Annotated in this window: 20 protein-coding genes; 8 read left to right on the top strand and 12 right to left on the bottom strand. The window is 41.5% G+C overall.

Translation table 11 applies throughout. The annotated features are described in order from the left end of the window. Positions 1-27 precede the first annotated feature (27 nt). Positions 28-1041: a glycoside hydrolase family 113 gene (locus C5O00_RS07525; protein WP_105216275.1), complete on the bottom strand. Its 1014-nt coding sequence runs from the start codon at positions 1039-1041 to the stop codon at positions 28-30. Positions 1042-1164: 123 nt separating this feature from the next. Next, positions 1165-1881 carry a DUF547 domain-containing protein gene (locus C5O00_RS07520; protein ID WP_105216274.1) on the bottom strand — a complete coding sequence of 239 codons (717 nt, stop codon included), beginning with the start codon at positions 1879-1881 and terminating at the stop codon, positions 1165-1167. Positions 1882-2046: 165 nt separating this feature from the next. Between C5O00_RS07520 and C5O00_RS07515 the strand changes: the two genes are divergently transcribed. Both C5O00_RS07515 and C5O00_RS07510 read left to right on the top strand, forming a co-directional pair. Continuing rightward, entirely contained in the window at positions 2047-3351 is a 1305-nt protein-coding gene (locus C5O00_RS07515; protein ID WP_105216273.1) for an NAD(P)/FAD-dependent oxidoreductase, read from the top strand. A 3-nt stretch (positions 3352-3354) separates the two neighbouring features. Further along, complete coding sequence (locus C5O00_RS07510) at positions 3355-4950, top strand: 4Fe-4S binding protein (protein ID WP_105216272.1); 1596 nt, start codon at positions 3355-3357, stop codon at positions 4948-4950. Here the strand turns inward: C5O00_RS07510 and C5O00_RS07505 are convergent. Genes C5O00_RS07505 through C5O00_RS07495 form a run of 3 tightly spaced genes read right to left on the bottom strand, consistent with a single transcriptional unit; the run spans position 4947 to position 7219 of the window. After that, positions 4947-5912, bottom strand: a complete 966-nt coding sequence (locus C5O00_RS07505) for a TolB family protein (RefSeq protein WP_105216271.1) — start codon at positions 5910-5912, stop codon at positions 4947-4949. The genes C5O00_RS07510 and C5O00_RS07505 overlap by 4 nt on opposite strands. 20 nt (positions 5913-5932) lie before the next feature. Then, positions 5933-6340 (bottom strand): DUF1761 domain-containing protein, encoded by a 408-nt coding sequence (locus tag C5O00_RS07500; protein ID WP_158676801.1) that lies wholly within the window; start codon positions 6338-6340, stop codon positions 5933-5935. A 60-nt stretch (positions 6341-6400) separates the two neighbouring features. Continuing rightward, a complete protein-coding gene (locus C5O00_RS07495) occupies positions 6401-7219 on the bottom strand; it encodes a helix-turn-helix domain-containing protein (RefSeq protein ID WP_105216269.1) in 819 nt (272 codons plus the stop codon). Between the two features lie 108 nt (positions 7220-7327). On the opposite strand from C5O00_RS07495, the gene C5O00_RS07490 reads away from it, so the two are divergent. Genes C5O00_RS07490 through C5O00_RS07475 form a run of 4 tightly spaced genes read left to right on the top strand, consistent with a single transcriptional unit; the run spans position 7328 to position 11478 of the window. Beyond that, positions 7328-8020 (top strand): glycosyltransferase family 2 protein, encoded by a 693-nt coding sequence (locus C5O00_RS07490; protein WP_105216268.1) that lies wholly within the window; start codon positions 7328-7330, stop codon positions 8018-8020. Then, positions 8017-9510 carry a cellulose synthase family protein gene (locus tag C5O00_RS07485; protein ID WP_105216267.1) on the top strand — a complete coding sequence of 498 codons (1494 nt, stop codon included), beginning with the start codon at positions 8017-8019 and terminating at the stop codon, positions 9508-9510. Before C5O00_RS07490 ends, C5O00_RS07485 begins: the two co-directional genes overlap by 4 nt. After that, a complete protein-coding gene (locus C5O00_RS07480; protein ID WP_105216266.1) occupies positions 9438-10484 on the top strand; it encodes a lipid A-modifier LpxR family protein in 1047 nt (348 codons plus the stop codon). The genes C5O00_RS07485 and C5O00_RS07480 overlap by 73 nt, the downstream gene beginning before the upstream one ends. Before the next feature lie 46 nt (positions 10485-10530). Then, on the top strand, positions 10531-11478 hold the full coding sequence (locus C5O00_RS07475; RefSeq protein WP_105216265.1) for a lipid A-modifier LpxR family protein: 948 nt from the start codon (positions 10531-10533) through the stop codon (positions 11476-11478). On the opposite strand, the gene C5O00_RS07470 is transcribed toward C5O00_RS07475, so the two are convergent. Next, positions 11475-12701 (bottom strand): M20/M25/M40 family metallo-hydrolase, encoded by a 1227-nt coding sequence (locus C5O00_RS07470; protein WP_105216264.1) that lies wholly within the window; start codon positions 12699-12701, stop codon positions 11475-11477. The genes C5O00_RS07475 and C5O00_RS07470 overlap by 4 nt on opposite strands. Positions 12702-12732: 31 nt before the next feature. Between C5O00_RS07470 and C5O00_RS07465 the strand changes: the two genes are divergently transcribed. Beyond that, positions 12733-13842: a TolB family protein gene (locus C5O00_RS07465; RefSeq protein WP_105216263.1), complete on the top strand. Its 1110-nt coding sequence runs from the start codon at positions 12733-12735 to the stop codon at positions 13840-13842. Between the two features lie 3 nt (positions 13843-13845). After that, positions 13846-15219 carry an MptA/MptB family glycosyltransferase gene (locus C5O00_RS07460; protein WP_105216262.1) on the top strand — a complete coding sequence of 458 codons (1374 nt, stop codon included), beginning with the start codon at positions 13846-13848 and terminating at the stop codon, positions 15217-15219. On the opposite strand, the gene C5O00_RS07455 is transcribed toward C5O00_RS07460, so the two are convergent. From C5O00_RS07455 to C5O00_RS07430, 6 genes are read right to left on the bottom strand one after another with little or no spacing between them, the layout of a single operon-like run. Further along, positions 15216-15629, bottom strand: a complete 414-nt coding sequence (locus C5O00_RS07455; RefSeq protein ID WP_105216261.1) for a VOC family protein — start codon at positions 15627-15629, stop codon at positions 15216-15218. The genes C5O00_RS07460 and C5O00_RS07455 overlap by 4 nt on opposite strands. Before the next feature lie 33 nt (positions 15630-15662). Next, positions 15663-16439: an RMD1 family protein gene (locus tag C5O00_RS07450; protein WP_105216260.1), complete on the bottom strand. Its 777-nt coding sequence runs from the start codon at positions 16437-16439 to the stop codon at positions 15663-15665. Beyond that, positions 16439-16729, bottom strand: a complete 291-nt coding sequence (locus tag C5O00_RS07445) for a hypothetical protein (RefSeq protein WP_105216259.1) — start codon at positions 16727-16729, stop codon at positions 16439-16441. The genes C5O00_RS07450 and C5O00_RS07445 overlap by 1 nt, the downstream gene beginning before the upstream one ends. Positions 16730-16733: 4 nt before the next feature. Beyond that, on the bottom strand, positions 16734-17711 hold the full coding sequence (locus tag C5O00_RS07440; RefSeq protein WP_105216258.1) for a deoxyhypusine synthase family protein: 978 nt from the start codon (positions 17709-17711) through the stop codon (positions 16734-16736). Continuing rightward, the gene (gene speB / locus C5O00_RS07435; RefSeq protein WP_105216257.1) at positions 17704-18633 is read right to left on the bottom strand and encodes an agmatinase; all 930 of its coding nucleotides are present in this window, start codon (positions 18631-18633) and stop codon (positions 17704-17706) included. The genes C5O00_RS07440 and speB overlap by 8 nt, the downstream gene beginning before the upstream one ends. A gap of 4 nt (positions 18634-18637) precedes the next feature. Beyond that, the gene (locus tag C5O00_RS07430) at positions 18638-20092 is read right to left on the bottom strand and encodes a type III PLP-dependent enzyme domain-containing protein (RefSeq protein WP_105216256.1); all 1455 of its coding nucleotides are present in this window, start codon (positions 20090-20092) and stop codon (positions 18638-18640) included. Positions 20093-20166: the final 74 nt, after the last annotated feature.

Below are 20166 nucleotides of genomic sequence, written 5' to 3'. Positions count from 1 at the left end.
AGGCGTGAGACAGCTTTTTATATTTTATCAATCTGTTGAATAATAATATTGAATTACCAACCCGGCTGGTTTGTTTTGTGGAGTAAAACGGTTGTTGTCCTCTCCCCCTGCTCTGTCATGATCTATAAACCATTTCCAGATATAACCTCCGGCGAACCAACTTTCACTCCATATTTCTTCGTAAAGTGCAGTGAGTAAATTGGCCTGAGCATCGAGATTAACTTTTTTTTCTTCTCTACTCGTTTGCCATGGTTCTTTCCCAGAATGATCTACACTACGGTAGCCATATTCGGTAAAAAGGATCTTCCTTTTATTACTATCGGAAACAGCTTTCAATTCCTTCTTCCATCGATGCCAACCCTCCCGTGCTTCAGCAATAGTAGGGGTTATACTTTCTGAGATAGGGAAATAAGCATCCACACCAATAAAATCCAATTGATCCCAAAACGGAACACGTTTATATTCATCCCAATTTGCCGCATAGGTTAATTTTCCTTTATAGACCTTTTTTATTTTACTAATAAGTTCTCTCCAGTATTCGGGTCTGTGAACAATAAACTGTTCCAACTCGGTCCCAATACAGAAAATTTCCACTTCAGCAGTTTGGGCAAGCGCGGCATATTCGAGGATAAATTTTGAATAGGATTCTTCCAGTTCTACCCATTTTTCCTCAGATTCCATCTTTAAATAACCTGTAAACTCACCCCGCCAAATCCAGATCTGAGGTTTTAGCATTACCCTAATATTATTTTTGTGTAGCATTTCGATATACTGAAGAGCCCCGTCCCTGGTCTCCCCGTACCATTGCCGTTCTGTGTTGTATATGATCTCTGGATTATTGAGACTTCTAATAAAACCGAAAGGCATAACTGCAGCATGATTTGCCTGATGTTTTATTACGGGGTCTATATGTTGCTGATCAACAGGATTTCGGGATGCAACAAAACTAACTCCATTGATCCTGGAGCTTTGAGAGGTACATGAATGTACCAGGAAACAAAAAAACAGTAACGTAATTAGTTTCAGAAATGATGTGTTCATACACTGCTCAAAATACTAATTTAATTCGAGCTAAAACTTAAAAAAAATGATGCCGGAAAGTTGGTGCTTCCGCTGCTTGCCAAAACTCGGAGAATGTTTTGACAAGCGGGAAGACTAATTTACTTATTGAGAATTCAGGCGCCAATCGTATGGATAGTACGATATATTGGCTCCCACAGATACTTTTTCATTACGGTATTTATTAATGAAGTCGATCTCGCTTGTCTCGTTATCAACAAAATCTTCCTTATACCATTTGAAGATCTCAGACAGTGCCACATCGTTTCCAGACACCTTAATGAAAGAACTATTGTTTAATGCTTTTATTGTTTGTTTTTCCAGTAATTGCTCCAGATTTTCCGCGGTGTATGCACGAGCGATAATAGGTGGGCAACCTCTGGCTCCACAAACCAGTACAAAATGAAATCTTGCATCTTTGAATTTTTTGCGCAATATGTCATTTTCGATCTCATTAAGAGTAATATTCATCCCGGCAATAGAGTAGCGTGTCTTATCGAAAAAGCCATTCACGTCAAGAGGGGAGTTTAAGGGATAATTATCTATGATGCCTTTTATCACACTTATATTATATGCGTTGATCCAAAATGCCTGGTATTCTTTCTTAGTAACAGAGGAAACATTCATTGTGGACATAAGCGCCATAAGCTCGTTCAAGTGTGTAGGATCACTGTGAACGCCTTTGTAATCAACCTTGCCTCCTTTCACATTCTGCGATAAAAACTCGTTAGTTTGTTGGAAGAAAGTTTTGGTTTCCTGCCCGGATAATGGTGTAGTTCCCAGGCTAAACGTAAGGATAAAAAAAAGAAATATTCTGTACATCTAGTGAAATTGATACGGCATAAGTCGGACGCCCCCATACTGTGCTTACAGGCAAACCCTTAAAGTTTTACCCATCCTCGAAAATTGTTTTATGCAACGTGTAAGTGAATATGTTTGTAATGTTTGTAACTTTAAATACGACACAGTACTAAGCAATCCCAATTTATGGAACACATCGTTATTATTGGCAATGGCATTTCGGGAGTCACCGCCGCCCGGCACATTCGTAAATTAAGCGACAAACGTATAACGATCATTTCGGCAGAAACAGATCATTTCTTCTCAAGAACAGCCCTGATGTACATTTACATGGGGCATATGAAATACGAGCACACCAAACCCTATGAAGACTGGTTTTGGAGTAAGAATCGTATCGATCTCAAACGTGCCTTTGTTAAGCAGGTGGACCATAAGCAGAAAAGTCTAATTCTGGACAATGGCGAAGAGCTAGGCTATGATAAGCTAATTCTTGCCGTGGGTTCCAAATCGAATAAATTTGGCTGGCCGGGACAGGATCTGGATGGGGTACAAGGTTTGTATTCCTTTCAGGATCTGCAAAATCTCGAGAAGAACGCACCTAACAAGAAGAAGTGTAAACGTGCTGTTATAGTGGGTGGAGGACTCATTGGTATAGAACTAGCCGAGATGCTCCACACTCGTGATATCCCTGTAACTTTCCTGGTACGTGAAACTAGTTTCTGGAATGGTGTACTTCCAAGTGGGGAAAGTGAGATGATCAATCGCCATATACGAAATCACCATATAGACCTCCGGCTTGGCGTGAACTTGAAGGAGATCCTGGCCGATGATGCGGGTAAGGCACGTGCCGTGGTTATCCCTGAAACTAACGAGGAGATCGCCTGCGATCTGGTAGGCTTAACTGCCGGGGTGAGTCCTAATGTAGATTTTTTAAAAGACAGCGGTATCGAGCTGGGCAGAGGAATAAAGGTGAATCGCTTTCTGGAAACCAATATAGAAGGAATTTATGCTATAGGAGATTGTGCCGAACAACACGAACCAATTGGCAATCGCCGAAATGTGGAGGCGGTATGGTATACGGGGAGAATGATGGGCGAAACAGTGGCACAAACCATTTGTGGACATAGGACCGCTTATAACCCCGGACATTGGTTTAATAGTGCCAAATTCTTCGATATAGAATATCAAACCTACGGCTGGGTGAACAGTGATAAGCGCAAGCCAGAATACGAAGAACATTTCCATTGGATCCATGAGGACGACACAAAATGTATTACTATCGCCACTCATAAGGACAGTGGTAAATTTTTAGGGATAAATACCTTCGGAATTAGAATGCGCCATGAGGTATTCGACAAGTGGTTAACAGAAGGCGTTAGTACAGATCATGTAATAAGAAACCTGCGTTACGCAAATTTCGACCCGGAATTCTACAAGACTTTCGAACCTCAAATCCTTTCAGCATATAATAAACTAACTGTGAACATCTAAGCTATGGATACCATACAACGAAATATGAGCCTTACCGGCGAACCTCCTAAAACGATTAACCGTACGCAGAAGATCGCAACTTTTATCGGGATGTTTGGCCTGGCGATCCTCCTACTGGCAACATTCAATGTGAACTTCCCCAATAAAGGTTTATGGCTTAGTATCGCCCTTCTCTCGATCACATCGGGTATCATCCTTTTCGCTAAAGGTGCTTACAGTAACGAATTGGAAGGAATCAAGAACCACGGGGTATGGTTTAAATCGATAAGTAGCCGGGGTTTTCTCGCCTGGATCTCCGGGATATCCCTAACCGGTTTTTATGTGATCTTATATTTCTACCCGGTTTATTTAGGACTTAATTCCGAAGGTGAAAATACCGGGATAATTGCACTATTCGATCCATTGAGCAGGATCCTTAGCGGAAATCCGGCTAGCCAATGGTTTGTTTATGGAACTTTATATACCATAGCAATCTTTGCTTTCGGGATCAAATTTATATGGAAATACAGACATAACAGGTACGAAAAGATACGCACTATGAGTGTGATGTTCTTTCAAACTGCATTTGCCTTTCTCATTCCCGAATTTATGGCCAGGCTTAACGACAGTGAGGCCTACAATCTTCCTTATTACGATCTAAAAAGTATATGGCCCTTAAACTATTATCTTTTTGATAGTTATTCTCTGGACGGCCTTTTATCTTCAGGTAATCTGGGGCTTTATATGTTGCTATTTGGAGTGGTGAGTATTTTTATCATCACCCCTATCTTAACATACAAATACGGTAAAAGGTGGTATTGCAGCTGGGTATGTGGTTGTGGAGGCCTTGCCGAAACCGCCGGGGATCCTTTCAGGCATTTATCAGATAAAAGTCAGTTTGCATGGAAGGTAGAACGCTGGGTGATTCACAGCGTGTTGGTCTTCGCTGTACTCATGACTACTGCTATGGTAAGTACATATTTGGGAAGTGATCCCAATGCCTATTGGTTAACTCGCGACGTGTTCCTTATTGGGGTGGCCATATTTTTAACCTTGATCTTCGTGTTGATCTGGATCTTTAAAAAGCAAGAACTGAAAAAAGATGCCCGCTATGGCGCTATAGGTTATTTTGTGATCATCATCGGGCTTTTTCTAATTCACTCCTTTAGCGGAAGTAATAATATCTTCATATTCGAAGCCTCAACTCTTAGGCTTTGGTACGGTTTCCTTATTGGAGCTGTTTTTAGCGGGGTGATAGGAACGGGATTCTATCCCATCTTCGGAAGTAGGGTCTGGTGTAGATTTGGATGCCCGATGGCTGCAATCCTCGGACTCCAGCAACGCCTTTTTTCCAGGTTCAGAATTACAACTAATGGTGGCCAGTGTATTTCCTGTGGGAATTGTTCCACCTATTGTGAAATGGGAATAGACGTACGAGCCTATGCCCAAAAAGGTGAAAATATTGTACGAGCCAGCTGTGTAGGTTGTGGTATCTGTTCGGCGGTATGTCCTCGCGGGGTATTGAAACTTGAGAACGGCCCGATGCAAGGCCGGATCGATGGTAACGAGATCTTGCTAGGGAACGATGTAGACCTAATGACTCTGGTTAACAAGAACTAATCCACTTTAACAAATACAGGAGCCTGCTGAAATCTATAATCGGTGCCGGTGATTATCTTGGCTTCCTTGGTTTCCCAATTTACCAACTGCAGGTGATATTGCTTGCCATTGGAGTCGAACACCTCGATAGCTAGCCATTTCCCATCCGGACTCCATTCGTGCCAGCCCTGATGTAAACTATCCTGAGGAAATAATTCCCGTTTTCCACTTCCATCCGGTGCTATGGCGAACAAGGAAGATTTTCCACCTTGCTTTGAATTATAGGATATAAAGTTTTCGGTTGGATGCCATCTGGGCGGTCCCGCATGATAATTATACCACTTGGCAGTCGTATCTGTGACTGGATAATGCGTGAGTTGCTTTAACTCACTTCCATCTGCATTCATAAGGTATAATTCGTCCACATAGCCAACATCTTTCTTAAACGGTTTATCAGCACCCCTGAAAACAATTTGAGATCCATCAGGAGAGAAATGCGGATCATTGAGATATGCTAAAGCTGGTTTGAGCTTCTTTAGTATTTTTCCTTTCCGATCGATAATATAAAAAGCGGTATCCACCGTTCTGTGAGGCCGAACGATTAGCTCATTCCCATCATACCTGGAACCGATCCAGCTATCGGCTAGTCGAAAGTTGGAGACTTTTTCGTATTCAGACCCTTCCGAATCTGTGCGATATAAAAAGTAAATCCTATGAATGGTATCCTTGTCGGATATAACATACAGATCAGATCCGGCAGCATTATACGTCCACTCCACGCCGTCGAATTTGGTGATATTCTTACTGTTCCCACCATCCATATCCATAACAAACACATCATAATTATCTATAGCTGTATCCGATAGTACGTTATAAGCGATCTTATAGACATCCTTTTTCTCAGGAATAGTGTTCTGGTCATTTTTCTTATCGGCACAATTAATAAATAACAGCCCAATAATCGAGGTAATAACGTATTTCATAATTTTATTTTTAGATTCAATTATCTCCAGATTCCAATGATAAAGCCTATTAAGCTAAAATATACAATAATATAGCCACCGTTGATCAAAATATATTTAAGAGATTTAAGTTCAAACAGCGCTATAGCCGTGAAGATCATGGCCGAAAAACCGAAACCGGTTAAAAATCCGGCAGTAAGGCCCCAAATCCAGTTGGTTTGCGTATCACCGAGGAAAAAGGCCATGTTGTAGCTCATAACCAGGGCAAGAATAAAGCTGATAGCGTACATTTTACCCATGTTCACATTTTTAAATTTTTCGTCTGTAAGACCATTTTCCGTTTTCCATGTTTTATAAAATAATACCGGTGAATACCACACTGCACCTAAGACGAGATTTAAAGAAGCCGAGCAGAGGACTGCCCAATGATTAATTACAAGATTTTCCATTATCATCTGTTTTATACAAACAAATGTATTGGCTTAGATTGCAAACGGATTGTAAAAAATTTACCTTATCGGGATATAATGGGCCCACTCACCTTGATCTACCATGTATTTTTCAGGATTTAATCCTGAAAACTCCTGAAAGTCCTTTATGAAATGAGCCTGATCGTAGTAGCCACAGCCCACTGCGATCTTGATCCAGTCGATCTCCTCTTTACTGTGAATTGCAAGTAAGATCTCGTTGAAACGAACAATTTTATGGAATTGCTTTGGAGTTAATCCTACATATTTTTTAAATAAGTGTATGAATTGCTTTTGAGAATAACCAGATCGTTTGGCAATATTGTTAAGGTTAACCAAATCGGGGGCTGCCTGAATTTCACTTACAAAGTGTCTAATGATCTCTTCTGAAAAGGAAACATCTGTAAGGATAGACATTAGCCAGGAAGACGCATAACGGATCTTTGAATCGCCCGGGTTTATGTTCATTAACTCCTTTCGAAGCTGTAAAACACTGGCACCAAAAATTTCGGTGGCCGGCAGAACCTTATTATTTAGCTGATGCAGAGATTGGTTGATAAATGGATAGCTGAAGCCCGGTTTAAAGGTGATCACCATCATTTCAGAATCGAATCCACTGCTTATTGTGAGATAGCGGCTATGCATACCCGAAAACCAGGCGATCTCACATTGCTGCTTTTCCTTTAGGGTAACATTATCGTAAATAAACTTAGGTTCATCTCCGAAATCGATTATAAGATTTGTAGTACAATCAGGCAGGAAGCGATCCTTGTCATGCTCCGGTTTATAACCTTTGTAGTACACTATACCCTGTATATAAGTGTCTAAAGGTTTTTCGGGAATCTTGTTTATAAAATCCATATGTGTAATTAGAGAGCACTTGTAATAGACAAACGTTAGGATTGTTAATTTAAAACGTCTACCCTATCAGTAAATTTAATCATATTTTTGCTGGGTTAGCCGGAGCTTATGACCTTAATAAAAGTAATTATTCCTGTATTCAATGAGGCAGATTCTATTGGAAAAGTTATACAGGATATCCCCAATACGGTATCTGAAATTATTGTGGTTAACAATGGTTCCACAGATGCTACAGTAGAAGTTGCCACCAAAGCCGGGGTTACTGTGCTTTCTGAAGAACGCCGTGGATACGGTTATGCCTGTCTTAAAGGTATCGAATATCTATCTAAGAACCAGCAACCACCGGATATCGTGGTCTTTCTGGATGGTGATTACAGTGACTATCCGGAACAACTAAATGTCATAGTTGCTCCCATCATTGAAGAGGATATCGACCTGGTGATAGGTGCGCGTGTAAAGGAACTAAGGGAAGATGGCTCTATGACGGGGCCGCAGATCTTTGGTAACTGGCTCGCCACTCGATTGATGCGATTGTTCTTTGGTTCCAGGTTTACAGACCTTGGCCCATTTCGCGCAATAAAATACCAGAAATTGATAGCGCTTTCCATGGAAGATAAAACCTATGGATGGACCGTTGAAATGCAGTTAAAGGCACTTAAACGAAAATACACTTATAAAGAGGTTGCGGTGAAATATAGAAACCGAATAGGTGTCTCTAAAGTTTCGGGAACCGTAAAAGGTGCTATCTTTGCAGGCGTTAAAATCTTAAGTTGGATCTTTAAATACAGCATTAAAAAATGATACTGGAAACAGTAGTAATGGTTATCTATTCTGTCGCCCTCATACTTATTTTCCTGTATGCGTTGGCGCAGCTCAATCTGCTGTTCAATTATTTACGTTCCAGACGCAGAAAAAAGGCGGTGTGTGAAAAATTCGACCTGAATAACCCGGAGGAAGTTCCCTACGTTACGATCCAACTACCTGTATATAATGAGTTCTATGTGATGGAACGCCTATTAAATAATATGGGTGAGATCGTTTATCCCAAAGATAAACTGGAGATACAAGTATTGGACGATTCTACAGACGAATCCTTCGAAAGAACCGCCCAACACATAAAAAAACTTCAACAAACAGGTCTCGATATAAAACATGTAACACGAGACGATAGGAAGGGCTATAAGGCGGGAGCACTAAAGGAAGGGCTAAAAACTGCCAAAGGGGAATATATCGCGATCTTTGATGCAGATTTTCTTCCGAAGAAAAACTGGTTACTCAACACAATCCCCTACTTTAAGGATAAAGAGATAGGGGTAGTTCAAACCCGTTGGGGCCATATAAACCGCGATTATTCGCTGCTTACAAGAGTTCAGGCATTTGCCCTGGATGCTCACTTTACCCTGGAGCAAGTGGGACGCAATAGTAAAGGGCATTTCATCAATTTTAACGGAACTGCTGGTGTATGGCGAAAGGAATGTATTCTAGACGCCGGTAACTGGGAAGGTGACACCTTAACCGAAGATCTTGATCTTAGTTACCGTGCACAACTAAAAGACTGGAAATTTAAATACCTCGAAGAAGTAGAAACACCGGCCGAATTACCCGTAGTAATTAGTGCCGCAAGATCTCAACAATTCAGGTGGAACAAAGGTGGAGCCGAGAATTTTCAGAAAATGGCGCTTCGTGTGTTAAAGAAGGACAATATTCCATTTAAAACTAAAGTACACAGTATCCTGCATTTACTTAACAGCACTATGTTCCTCAATATCCTTATAGTGGCTGTGTTAAGTATACCAATGCTGTATATAAAAAATGAATATGAGCATTTGAAGGTATACTTCTTTATCATGAGCTTTTTTGTGATAAGTACGCTTATCTTTTTCTTTTGTTACTGGTTCACTTATAAGATCATCTACGGAGGTGGCATTAAACAGTTTCTAAAATACACAGGGATGTTCTTCACTTTTTTCTCTATCGCTATGGGCTTTTCACTGCACAACAGTATCGCGGTTCTTGAAGGCCATCTTGGTAAGAAAAGTGAATTTATCCGTACGCCCAAATTCAATATAAACTCTCTAAAGGACAGCTGGAGGGGTAATAAATACCTAAAAAGCAAACTTAGTCCGAACGTGATCATAGAAGGTTTGCTTATGCTATATTTTGCCTTCGGAATGTACAGTGCTTTCGTTGTAGGGGATCAAGGGGGCGATTTCGGGCTATTTCCTTTTCATTTAATGCTTTTTGTTGGTTTTGGTTTTGTATTTTTCAAGAGTATAACCAGCAAAGTGTAGAGATCAACCATCCGTTTTACCATTGGAAAAATAACTATTGCAAGGCTCGAGTCCTAAGCTGGTTTTTTTTATTTGTTTTTCTACTGAACCCCATCGAGGACGTAAATGCACAGGATTCAGAATCGGTATCGACCAGCGATCAGATAGGGATCAGGCACGACAATGATTTCATCGTTTTAACTGATAGGTATTATTCCTTTGGCCTATATATAAATTACATCCACAAGCTAACCGAAGGCATCTTACCAAATACCTCCGAACATTTACAATTTAGCCTGGGAATCCAGGCATTTACACCCGACGATACCGCAACAGAGGAAATTAACCAGATGGATCGGCCCTACGCAGGATATCTTGGCCTCAACAACGGATGGTCTGCCGCCACCAATCATAGTTTTTACAATTTGCAGCTAGAACTGGGGATCACAGGAAAATCGTCGGGAGCTGGAGCACTTCAACGTTGGTACCACAATGCAGTCGTGATTTCGGACCCCCAAAGTTGGGTTGGAGAACTGTCCAATTCGTTTCACCTAAATCTCTATGCACGCTATGCGCGAGAATGGCAATTAGCTCCCAATCCCTTCAGCGTGCATATCGCGCTGCAGCCCTGGGCAGCCTATGGCAGCAAAGATCAATTCTTTCAACCCGAGGTAGCAGCTTATTTCGGACGAAGAAACACAATCAACTCCAGCATTGCATACGATCAACTAGGCAGTACCGAAAGGGAGATCTTTTTTGCGTTGCGATTTGGATATCGATTCGTGGGTTATAACGGACTTCTGGAAGGTAACAAATGGGGAGATGATTCGGTGTATTTGGTCGAACCAAATGCAGTGGTTTTACACCTGGGCTTCGATTTTAAACACCGTTATAAAAAGAACGATTACACGGTAGGTTATCGCTTTAATTCGGATGAAACTGAAGCTACCCAAACCCACCAATACATTATTCTTTCCTACGCTCGCAGTTTTTAAAAAATAACTATGAAGTACAATTAATTTCTTTTCCTATTTTTGATGTATGATCCGCCAACCAAAGGGACCTTTATTTTTATTGCTTTTATTCTTTTTTTTCTTTTCTGAACTTCCGGCTCAGGACAATTCAGAAACAAAAGTTGAAAATACTTTCTACAAACGGCAGATCGAGCTACATCACGATAACGACTTTTTACTCTTTACAGATTGGTTCTATACCACCGGATCATTTATTAACTATCGCACTCTCTTGAACGAACAGGAAGAGAATCGCGACCGAAGGCAGCTAACGATAGGGGTCTTACAAATTTTTTATACGCCTTCAAATATTACCGAAACAAACGTAAGATTATTCGACAGGCCTTATGCCGGATTTAGTGCTATTACAACTTCCCTGGCTCTTACCAACGAGAGGCGATTACTGGATTTTACACTACAAATGGGCGCTTCTGGTTCCATTTCGGGGGCCGAAGGGTTTCAGAGTTGGTTTCACTCAAGTAACGAATCTGCCGAGGCTAGCTGGATAGGACAAATAGAAGACGCGATACATATCAATCTTTACGCCCGTTATATAAGGGACTGGAAATTATTAGACGACAAGTTTGGCGTACACATGGCCTGGACACCAACAGTTGCTCTCGGCACCAGAGACATGTTTATAGAGAACCAGGCTGCGTTCTTTTTTGGAAGACGTGCCGATATACACCGTACCATGGCCTATCACCAGATAGGCAACATTCAACCCGAATTTTTCTTTTCTCTGAAGTTTGCCTACCGATACGTGATCTATGATGCCTTACTCGAGGGTTTTATCACAGGAGATAGCTCCATTTTTACCGTAGATCCGGTGGATCATTTCTTTACCTACGGTTTCGAAGGGTATTATCGAAAAAAAAGAATGGAATACAAAGCAGGCTACAACTATGCCTCACCCAGGGTAGGAACTACATTGTTGCATACCTGGATAACATTATCTATTGCCAGAAACTTCTAGAAAGTTACGCTAACTTCCATGAGCTTCCCGTCGCGCTCTACAGTAACTACGGCAGTCTGCCCAGGCTCGAATTTGGAAAGGGATTTCATATAGCTCATCATGTCGGTAACATCGTGTTCGCCCATTTTCTTTACTATATCTCCCTTCTGAAGTCCTGCCTTTACAGCCGGTCGATCCTCACTCACCCCATCGATCCGCATACCTTCTCCGGTATAGAGATAATCCGGAACAACACCAAGGGTAACTTTAAAACTGGGAACATCTTCGCTTTCATTCTTTGTCTTTCTGAAAGCCAGCTTTTCATTATCATCCAGATCTGTAATGATATTGAGTATATAATTAGCGATGGTTTCCATCCCGGTATAATTTAATTTATCGGCATCATCTGTGGGTTTGTGATAGTCGCCATGTTGCCCTGTAAAGAAATGTAATACGGGTATATCCATGATATAAAAGGAAGTATGGTCGCTAGGGCCAATACCACTCTCGTGTTCGGCGATATTAAGTCCTGCGTCATTATTGGCAAAAAGCGTTTGTTTCCATACCGGTGAAGTTCCAACACCATGTACGGCAAGTGTGTTTTCTTCATTAAGCCGACCCACCATATCCATATTGATCATATACGTTACCTGTGCCAGGTCTACAGTAGGGTTCTTCACAAAATAATTAGACCCCAGTAAACCCATTTCTTCGCCCGAGAATGCGATAAAGAGATAGTTATTGTTGGTATTCTTCTCACGGAGATCTCTGGCCAGTTTTAACATTACTGCGACCCCGCTCGCATTGTCGTCTGCTCCATTATGAATAGCATCTCCGCCACGGTGAAGGGATCCCTGGCCACCCATCCCAAGATGGTCGTAGTGAGCTCCAATGACCACAGTAGTTTCTGCATTGTTATCTATGTACCCAATTACATTCCTGCCGGTAAGTGTTCCGGTACCGCTGCCTTCAACAACTTCTGCTTGTTCATGAGGATTTAGGGTAGGTTTAAAGGTAAACTCCTGAATATACCCATCGGTTCCTTTGGCTTCGAGGCCAAGGTGCTTAAAACGGTCTGCCAGGTATGAGGCAGCCAGCATTTCGTAAGATGTTCCTGTTTCCCTGCCCATCAAGCTATCAGCAGCCAGGTAAGCCACATCTTCCTGCATGCTAACCATTTGTTTGGCATCTTGCTTACAGGAAAATGCAATAAGCATAAGAAATAGAATGAGAATTGAGCGCATATCGTTATTTTTGCACAAAAATAATCTAAATATGAAATACCTATTGCCACTTTTGTTACTTTCTACACTTATTTCATGTAAAAACAGTTCGGAAAAAGAATCTATAGATAAAATAAATTCAGAAGAAATAAAGACTACGGCAAGTGATAGCCTCATTTATCCCGAAGAAACTCATTTCAAATCCATACGCCAGATCACCTTTGGCGGGGATAATGCTGAAGCTTACTGGAGCTTCGACGATAAGCAAATGGTATTTCAGTCCAATAATCCAGACTGGGGCCTGGAATGTGACCAGATGTTTCTCATGGACATCACCGATTCCTTCATGGACCAAAAACCACCAATGATCAGTACGGGGATGGGACGAACCACCTGTGCGTATTTCCTTCCTGATAACAAACATATTGTCTATGCATCCACTCACCTGGCCGATGAGAATTGCCCGGAAGTACCACTGCGTAAGAACGGTAAATACGTGTGGCCCGTTTACGATTCGTTCGACATTTTTGTTGCGGACCTGGAAGGTAATATTACCGCACAGCTTACCAACGAGCCTGGATACGACGCCGAAGCCACTGTTTCCCCTCAAGGTGATAAGATCGTTTTTACCTCCACTCGTTCCGGCGACCTGGAATTATACACTATGAATATAGACGGTACCGATGTGAAACAAATCACAGACGAACTGGGATACGATGGTGGCGCATTCTTTTCTCCTGATGGAAAAAAATTGATCTTCCGTGCTTCAAGACCTAAAACAAAAGAAGAGATCAAGGAATATAAAGATCTGCTTGCCCAGGGGCTGGTACAACCCACCGAAATGGAGCTCTTTATTTGTAATGCAGACGGTAGCGACCTGAGACAACTTACAAACCTGGGGAACGCAAACTGGAGTCCGTTCTTTCATCCCAGCGGTGAAAAGATCTTGTTCTCGAGCAATTTTGAGGCCGAAAAAGGATTTCCGTTTAACCTATACCTAATAGATTTGGATGGGAAAAACCTGGAACGGGTAACGCATGGCGAGACCTTCGACGCCTTTCCTGTATTTTCTAATGACGGGAGATACCTGGCTTTTTCCTCCAACCGAAATAACGGAGGCACCCGTGACACCAATCTGTTCATTGCCGAATGGCAGGACTAAAACATGTTTTCGTATATAAAGAATTATCGTATTCCCCTGGTTATTGCGCTGCTATGCGCAATTTTCTACGGTAGTTTTGCATACGATCTGCTGCGAAGTGATTTTATAAAACTCATATCACTTTACACAGCTCTCTTTGTATTCACATATTACCTCATAAAGATATTTGGCTGGAATTTCTGGCTTTTAGCGGGAATGGGGATTGTTTTCAGACTCCTGTTTCTCCCGGCAATCCCAAATCTATCCCAGGATTTCTATCGCTTTCTGTGGGACGGTCAGTTGATAAGTCAGGCCGTGAATCCCTACATCTTTACACCCGAGATGTTCATATCCAATCCGACTAATTTCCCCGGTGTCGAGATCGCCACGGCGACCGAACTTTATGCCGGCATGGGTCAATTGAACGGTAGTCATTTTAGCAACTACCCACCTGTAAATCAGCTGTTTTTTGCCATTGCCGGATTCTTTACCGGTAAAAGTATTATGGCTTCGGTAATTGTTTTACGCCTCATCATCATCCTGGCGGATATCGGGATCTTGTATTTTGGAAAGAAATTGCTCGAGCACTTCAAGTTGCCTATACATAGAATTTTCTGGTTTTTTCTCAATCCGTTTATCATCATTGAGCTTTGTGGCAACCTTCATTTTGAAGGCGTTATGTTATTCTTTCTCATCTGGTCCCTGTACCTCCTAATCCATAAAAAATGGTTGTTTTCTGCGGTTTTACTCGGATTGTCAATTTCGGTAAAACTCATTCCGTTAATTTTCCTTCCACTTTACTATCAATATTTTGTAGATAAGGGTTTGTTCGGCACAGGTTTCTGGAAACTAAAAAAGTTCTACTGGATGGTATTGGCCACTGTGATTGTGAGTTTCCTCCCTTTTTATTCTTCTGAATTTGCCAGAAATTTCCTGAAGACGATCTCCCTGTGGTTTCAGGATTTCGAATTCAACGCGAGCGTATTCTATGTAATAAGATGGATTGGTTTTCAGGTGAACGGCTGGGACCCTATCCAAACGGTTGGGAAGATCCTACCGCTTATTGTCATCGCCTTTGTTCTAAGTATTAGTTTCTTCAGAAGAAATAAGACCGGCAAGCAACTATTTACCGGAATGTTATTTGCGATCTCTTTTTATTTCCTGCTTTCAACCACTGTACATCCGTGGTATGTTGCCACACCTTTATTGTTGTGCCTGTTCACCAAATACCGCTTTCCCATCCTATGGAGTGGCCTGGTATTTTTAAGTTACTCGGCATATAGAGCAGAGGGCTATTCGGAAAATATGTGGCTGGTAGCAACAGAATATATCCTGTTGCTAAGTTTCGCGATCTGGGAGATCACCAGATCGTTTCAAACCCGGCTATCGGCTACTTAAGATTTAAATACGTCTGCCGCTTCTTTAAAACACTTGAATTCGATTATATACCCGTTGGGATCCTGCACAAAGAACGATTTATGCTCCCCTGTCTTTCCATCGAGAAACATTGTTTCGGGGATGTGAAAATTGCCATCTTTTTTAATTCTGTTATGCATTTTCTTCCAGAGGTCACCAGACAGGATCACTCCAAAATGAAATGAAGGCAACACGGTATTCCCAAAGCTGTACTTCGGATAATCGAATTTATACTTTCCAACTTTTGCGAAGGTGATCTGATTTCCGAAGAGATCTACATCTATCCAGTTTTGAGCACTTCTACCAATCTCGGCACCGAGAATGGTTTTATAGAACTTTCTAGTCGCCTCTACGTGCAGACAAGGAAGTGAAAGGTGAAAATTTTGTTGCATGATGAATCGTTATTTAGTCTGAACATGTTGAAATTAAAATATTTTACCCACGAAAAGATCAATTATCTCAACAAAAATGAGAATAATAATGATCCATTCCAGGGTACTACTTTCTTTATGATCCCATATATCCTTAAATAATTGCAGATTCTCTTTAATAATATCTATACGGTCCTGTACATAGCGATAACGGTTCTTCAGGTCGAAGGTATGTTTAAGTTTCTTATCCAGAACCGCGAGTTTTTCGTCCTCCCAGGTACTTTCGGGAGCATCGAAAATGTATAGATTCTCATATATACCATTCTTCAACCTTAGATTCTTACCAATTAATCGCTTTAATTTAGATTTGGAGATATTCAAGGTCCCTTTTTTTTCCAGATAGGAAGTGTGAATACTGGCTTCTTCCAATAAAGCCCCTGTTACTTCTGCATAACGGTCTAAGGCTACACTTTGTGAGGTGTGCAGCATCACCAGACGAACCATCTCCTGATCCAGATACGGAAGGGTTACACTATTAAACGAAACGTCGAATCCATCCTTTTTTACAAAAACCAGGAAATCTTCAGACAGGGAACTGCGTACTTCCCCGTTGGAAAAAGGTTTTATACGCTCTATATGTTTAAGAATGGATCCGTTGTTCACATTGAAAAAACAGACAATCCCAAACTGAAAGATATAGAGATATTGTTTCTCGTCCAGTTTATAGAATAGTTCATCACTGTCATTAAAAATGAGTTCGTGCTTTAAACTATCTTTGGTAGCCCGGATATTGATACGACGGGCGATCTGAATTGACCTAACAGGATACATCAGTCGTCAAATTCATCTGCGGTCTCTTCGAAAACCTCATCCTCATTATCATCCTCGTAGTCGTCGTTCTGATCGTCTTCATAATCTTCCATGGCAACCACCAGGCGCTTACTCACCTTTACGAGGTAGATGGTATCGTCTGTCCTCACTTCAACACATTCCACAACTTCGTTCTGTGCATTCCGGAAAACGATAATGTCCTTTGGGTCGTATCCAGATGGATATTTTTCCACCAGCAGGTCCAGGATCGCGTCGGTAAGTTTCGAATAATCAACTATAATTCTTTTCATTTCCTTACATATTTAATAAGTATGCAAATATTAGCGGGGCAACGATAGTCGCATCACTCTCAATAATAAATTTTGGCGTATCAATACCTAGTTTTCCCCAAGTGATCTTCTCATTGGGCACGGCTCCCGAATAACTTCCATAACTGGTTGTCGAATCGGATATCTGGCAGAAATAACTCCAGAAAGGGGTATCTGTCCGATCGAGATCCTGGTATAGCATTGGAACCACACAGATAGGAAAATCGCCCGCAATTCCTCCACCGATTTGAAAAAATCCGATACCGTTATTAGAATTATCCGAATACCAATCTGCTAAGAAAGCCATATACTCAATCCCCGATTTCATGGTACTTGCCTTCAGTTCACCCTTAATCACATAGCTCGCAAAGATGTTCCCCATGGTACTGTCTTCCCAACCCGGCACTACCATTGGCAGGTTCTTCTCTGCTGCTGCGTACATCCAAGAATCTTTCAGGTCGATCTCGTAATATTCCTCAAGGACACCACTCAAAAGCATTTTATACATGAATTCGTGAGGAAAATAACGTTCGCCTTTAGCTTCGGCGTCCTTCCATATTTTTACTATATGTTGCTGAAGCCTTCTGAAGGCCTCCTCCTCCGGGATACAGGTGTCTGTAACCCGGTTGAGTCCTTTCTCCAGGAGATCCCATTCCTGTTGTGGAGTGAGGTCTCTGTATTCGGGGATGCGCTTATAGTGAGAATGAGCAACAAGATTCATAATGTCCTCCTCCAGATTCGCTCCGGTACAGGAAATGATCTGTACTTTATCCTGACGGATTATCTCCGCAAAGATCTTCCCCAGTTCTGCTGTACTCATGGCTCCGGCAAGGGAAACCAACATTTTGGATCCTTTTGAAAGCTGCTTCTCATACCCTTTGGCCGCATCAACAACAGCCGCAGCGTTGAAATGGAGATAATAATGCTCCATAAATTGAGAAATACTTCCTTTTGAATTAGTCATGGTCTATCTGGAATTTTTGAAGTGAACTTTTCTCCTGCTTGAAATTGCTTTCAAACTCATCCTCAGATTCGTCCAACTCGAATTTATAGCTCAACATTTTGTAGTATAGTTTAGCGGCCAGAAAATCTGACGATTTATCGTATTTTTTCGGACAAAGTTCTACGATATCAAAACCTACTACGTTTCGCTCGCTAAAAACCTTTCTTAAGAATTCCAGGGTTTCGTACCACAGCATTCCACCCGGTTCCGGTGTTCCGGTAGCCGGCATGATAGATGGGTCCAAAGCATCCAGGTCGAAGGTGATGAAAACGTTTTCTCCCAAAGCATCAAGGGCATTGTCCATCCAGTATTCGTCACTGGCCATTTCATGAGCAAAAAAGGTCTTTTCGTCATCCATGTAGTCTGCTTCCGATATGTCCATAGAACGAATTCCTACTTGAACAAGATTGGTAGTTTGGCTCGCCTCATGAACGGCACAGGCATGGTTGTACGCAGAACCTTCGTATGATTTCCTAAGATCTGCATGTGCGTCTATGTGTAGTACTGATAGATCTTCGAAACAATCGTTGAAGGCGCGAATAGTTCCTATAGAGATGCTGTGTTCTCCGCCAAAGATGGTGACAAATTTATTACGTAAAATGTAGTCTTTGGTTCGTTTATAAACCGCTGTTACCATGGCTTCAGCCGAGCTGCTTTCAAGGATGGGTTCAGCAAGGAAAATACCGTGTTTATACACCTCTGTTTCGGTTTCAATGTCATAGAGCTCCATATTTTCTGAAGCGTGTAAAAAGGCCTCGGGGCCTTTATCGGCACCTTTTTGCCAGGTACTGGTTCCATCAAAAGGAACCGGGATCAATACGATCTTCGAATTTTCGGAAGTCGCATACTGTGCGGGTATTCCCGCATAGGTTTTAATAGACATGTAGTTAAAATTTAGATAATTGATGTATAGGCACTTCTGCTTCTTCCGAGCTATCAACCTCAAGAGGTTTATACCCTAAAATAGACAGCAAATGTTCACTGGTTTGTTGTTCGGCAAATACGGTAGAGATAATCTCTCCATCGGCATCCCGATCTATAAGAATATGTTTAGGGGTAGGGATCAAACAGTGTTGTAATCCTCCAAAACCACCTATGGTCTCCTGATATGCCCCTGTGTGGAAAAACCCAATATACAGAGGTTTCTCCTTCTTAAATTTTGGCAAGTAAATGGCATTCAGGTTTTGTTCACTGTTGTAATAATCGTCGCTATCGCAGGTTAAACCACCTAAGAGCACTCTTTCGTATTCATCGTGCCAGCGATTAACAGCCAGCATGATAAAACGTTTATTGATAGCCCAGGTATCTGGCAGGGTGGTTATAAATGACGAATTGATCATGTTCCATTTTTCCCTGTCATTCTGTTGTTTCTGATGCAATACTTCGTAAATGGCACCACCACTCTCTCCTACTGTAAAACTTCCAAATTCGGTGAAAATGTGCGGAACCGGAACTTCGGCTTCTGCGCATGCCAGACCTATCTGATTAATGATCTCGTCTACCATGTATTCGTAGTCATAGTCGAAAGTGAGCGAATTCTTAATAGGGAATCCCCCACCAATATTGAGGCTGTCCAGGCTTGGGCATATTTTCTTCAACTTCACGTAAACCTTCAGGCACTTCAGTAATTCATTCCAGTAATACGCGTTATCCTTAATCCCGGTATTGATGAAAAAGTGAAGCATTTTCAGGTTCACCCGCTCGTTGGTTTTAATTTGCTCTTCGTAAAAGGGGACTATATTCTTATAGCCTATTCCCAGGCGAGAAGTGTAGAACTCGAATTTGGGTTCTTCTTCCGATGCAATTCTAATCCCGATATTAAAATCTCCCTGAATTTCTTCCGAAAGTAACTCTACCTCGTCGTAGTTATCGATGATAGGTAGGCAGTTTAGATGTCCGTTATTAATGAGTCTGGCGATGTTGGTTACATATTGCGCTCTTTTAAAACCATTGCAAAGCACGAAGGTGTCGTTGGTTATTTTGCCATCTTTTTTCAAGCGTTCCACTATGTCTATATCGAAAGCCGAGGAAGTCTCGATATGTATGTCGTTCTCCAAAGCCTTTTCAAGCACATGCTTAAAATGCGAACTTTTTGTGCAATAACTATAATTATACTTACCCTTATAGTTGTGCTTTTCCATAGCGGTTTTAAACCATGTTTTCGACCGTTGGATATTTTCCGAAATTTTCGGCAGATAAGTAAATTTAAGAGGAGCCCCGTATTTTTCGACAAGATCCATTAGGTTCACATCGTGGAAATTAAGTTGGGACCCGTCAAGAGAGAACTCGTTCTGTGGGAAATCGTAGGTTTGATCTATTAGATCTATGTATTTAGTATTCATTGTAATTTTTAAATTGAAAGTTTGATAGTAATGCCGGTTCGGGCACTTTACGCGCAATCAATGAATACTATACA

Origin of the sequence: Pukyongia salina (assembly GCF_002966125.1) — a bacterium.
Taxonomy (GTDB): Bacteria; Bacteroidota; Bacteroidia; order Flavobacteriales; family Flavobacteriaceae; genus Pukyongia; species Pukyongia salina.
The sequence above is the reverse complement of the archived record's forward strand: the minus strand, read 5'-3'. Positions and strand labels throughout refer to the sequence as shown.

Bases quoted from the DNA above. Each gene is read 5' to 3' on its own strand.
- C5O00_RS07500 (WP_158676801.1), bottom strand. From the start codon at position 6,340: ATGGAAAATCTTGTAATTAATCATTGGGCAGTCCTCTGCTCGGCTTCT.
- C5O00_RS07470 (WP_105216264.1), bottom strand. From the start codon at position 12,701: ATGCGCTCAATTCTCATTCTATTTCTTATGCTTATTGCATTTTCCTGT.
- C5O00_RS07475 (WP_105216265.1), top strand. From the start codon at position 10,531: ATGATCCGCCAACCAAAGGGACCTTTATTTTTATTGCTTTTATTCTTT.
- C5O00_RS07510 (WP_105216272.1), top strand. From the start codon at position 3,355: ATGGATACCATACAACGAAATATGAGCCTTACCGGCGAACCTCCTAAA.
- C5O00_RS07430 (WP_105216256.1), bottom strand. From the start codon at position 20,092: ATGAATACTAAATACATAGATCTAATAGATCAAACCTACGATTTCCCA.
- C5O00_RS07460 (WP_105216262.1), top strand. From the start codon at position 13,846: ATGTTTTCGTATATAAAGAATTATCGTATTCCCCTGGTTATTGCGCTG.
- C5O00_RS07465 (WP_105216263.1), top strand. From the start codon at position 12,733: ATGAAATACCTATTGCCACTTTTGTTACTTTCTACACTTATTTCATGT.
- speB (WP_105216257.1), bottom strand. From the start codon at position 18,633: ATGTCTATTAAAACCTATGCGGGAATACCCGCACAGTATGCGACTTCC.
- C5O00_RS07520 (WP_105216274.1), bottom strand. From the start codon at position 1,881: ATGTACAGAATATTTCTTTTTTTTATCCTTACGTTTAGCCTGGGAACT.
- C5O00_RS07515 (WP_105216273.1), top strand. From the start codon at position 2,047: ATGGAACACATCGTTATTATTGGCAATGGCATTTCGGGAGTCACCGCC.
- C5O00_RS07505 (WP_105216271.1), bottom strand. From the start codon at position 5,912: ATGAAATACGTTATTACCTCGATTATTGGGCTGTTATTTATTAATTGT.
- C5O00_RS07490 (WP_105216268.1), top strand. From the start codon at position 7,328: ATGACCTTAATAAAAGTAATTATTCCTGTATTCAATGAGGCAGATTCT.
- C5O00_RS07455 (WP_105216261.1), bottom strand. From the start codon at position 15,629: ATGCAACAAAATTTTCACCTTTCACTTCCTTGTCTGCACGTAGAGGCG.
- C5O00_RS07450 (WP_105216260.1), bottom strand. From the start codon at position 16,439: ATGTATCCTGTTAGGTCAATTCAGATCGCCCGTCGTATCAATATCCGG.
- C5O00_RS07485 (WP_105216267.1), top strand. From the start codon at position 8,017: ATGATACTGGAAACAGTAGTAATGGTTATCTATTCTGTCGCCCTCATA.
- C5O00_RS07525 (WP_105216275.1), bottom strand. From the start codon at position 1,041: ATGAACACATCATTTCTGAAACTAATTACGTTACTGTTTTTTTGTTTC.
- C5O00_RS07495 (WP_105216269.1), bottom strand. From the start codon at position 7,219: ATGGATTTTATAAACAAGATTCCCGAAAAACCTTTAGACACTTATATA.
- C5O00_RS07440 (WP_105216258.1), bottom strand. From the start codon at position 17,711: ATGACTAATTCAAAAGGAAGTATTTCTCAATTTATGGAGCATTATTAT.
- C5O00_RS07445 (WP_105216259.1), bottom strand. From the start codon at position 16,729: ATGAAAAGAATTATAGTTGATTATTCGAAACTTACCGACGCGATCCTG.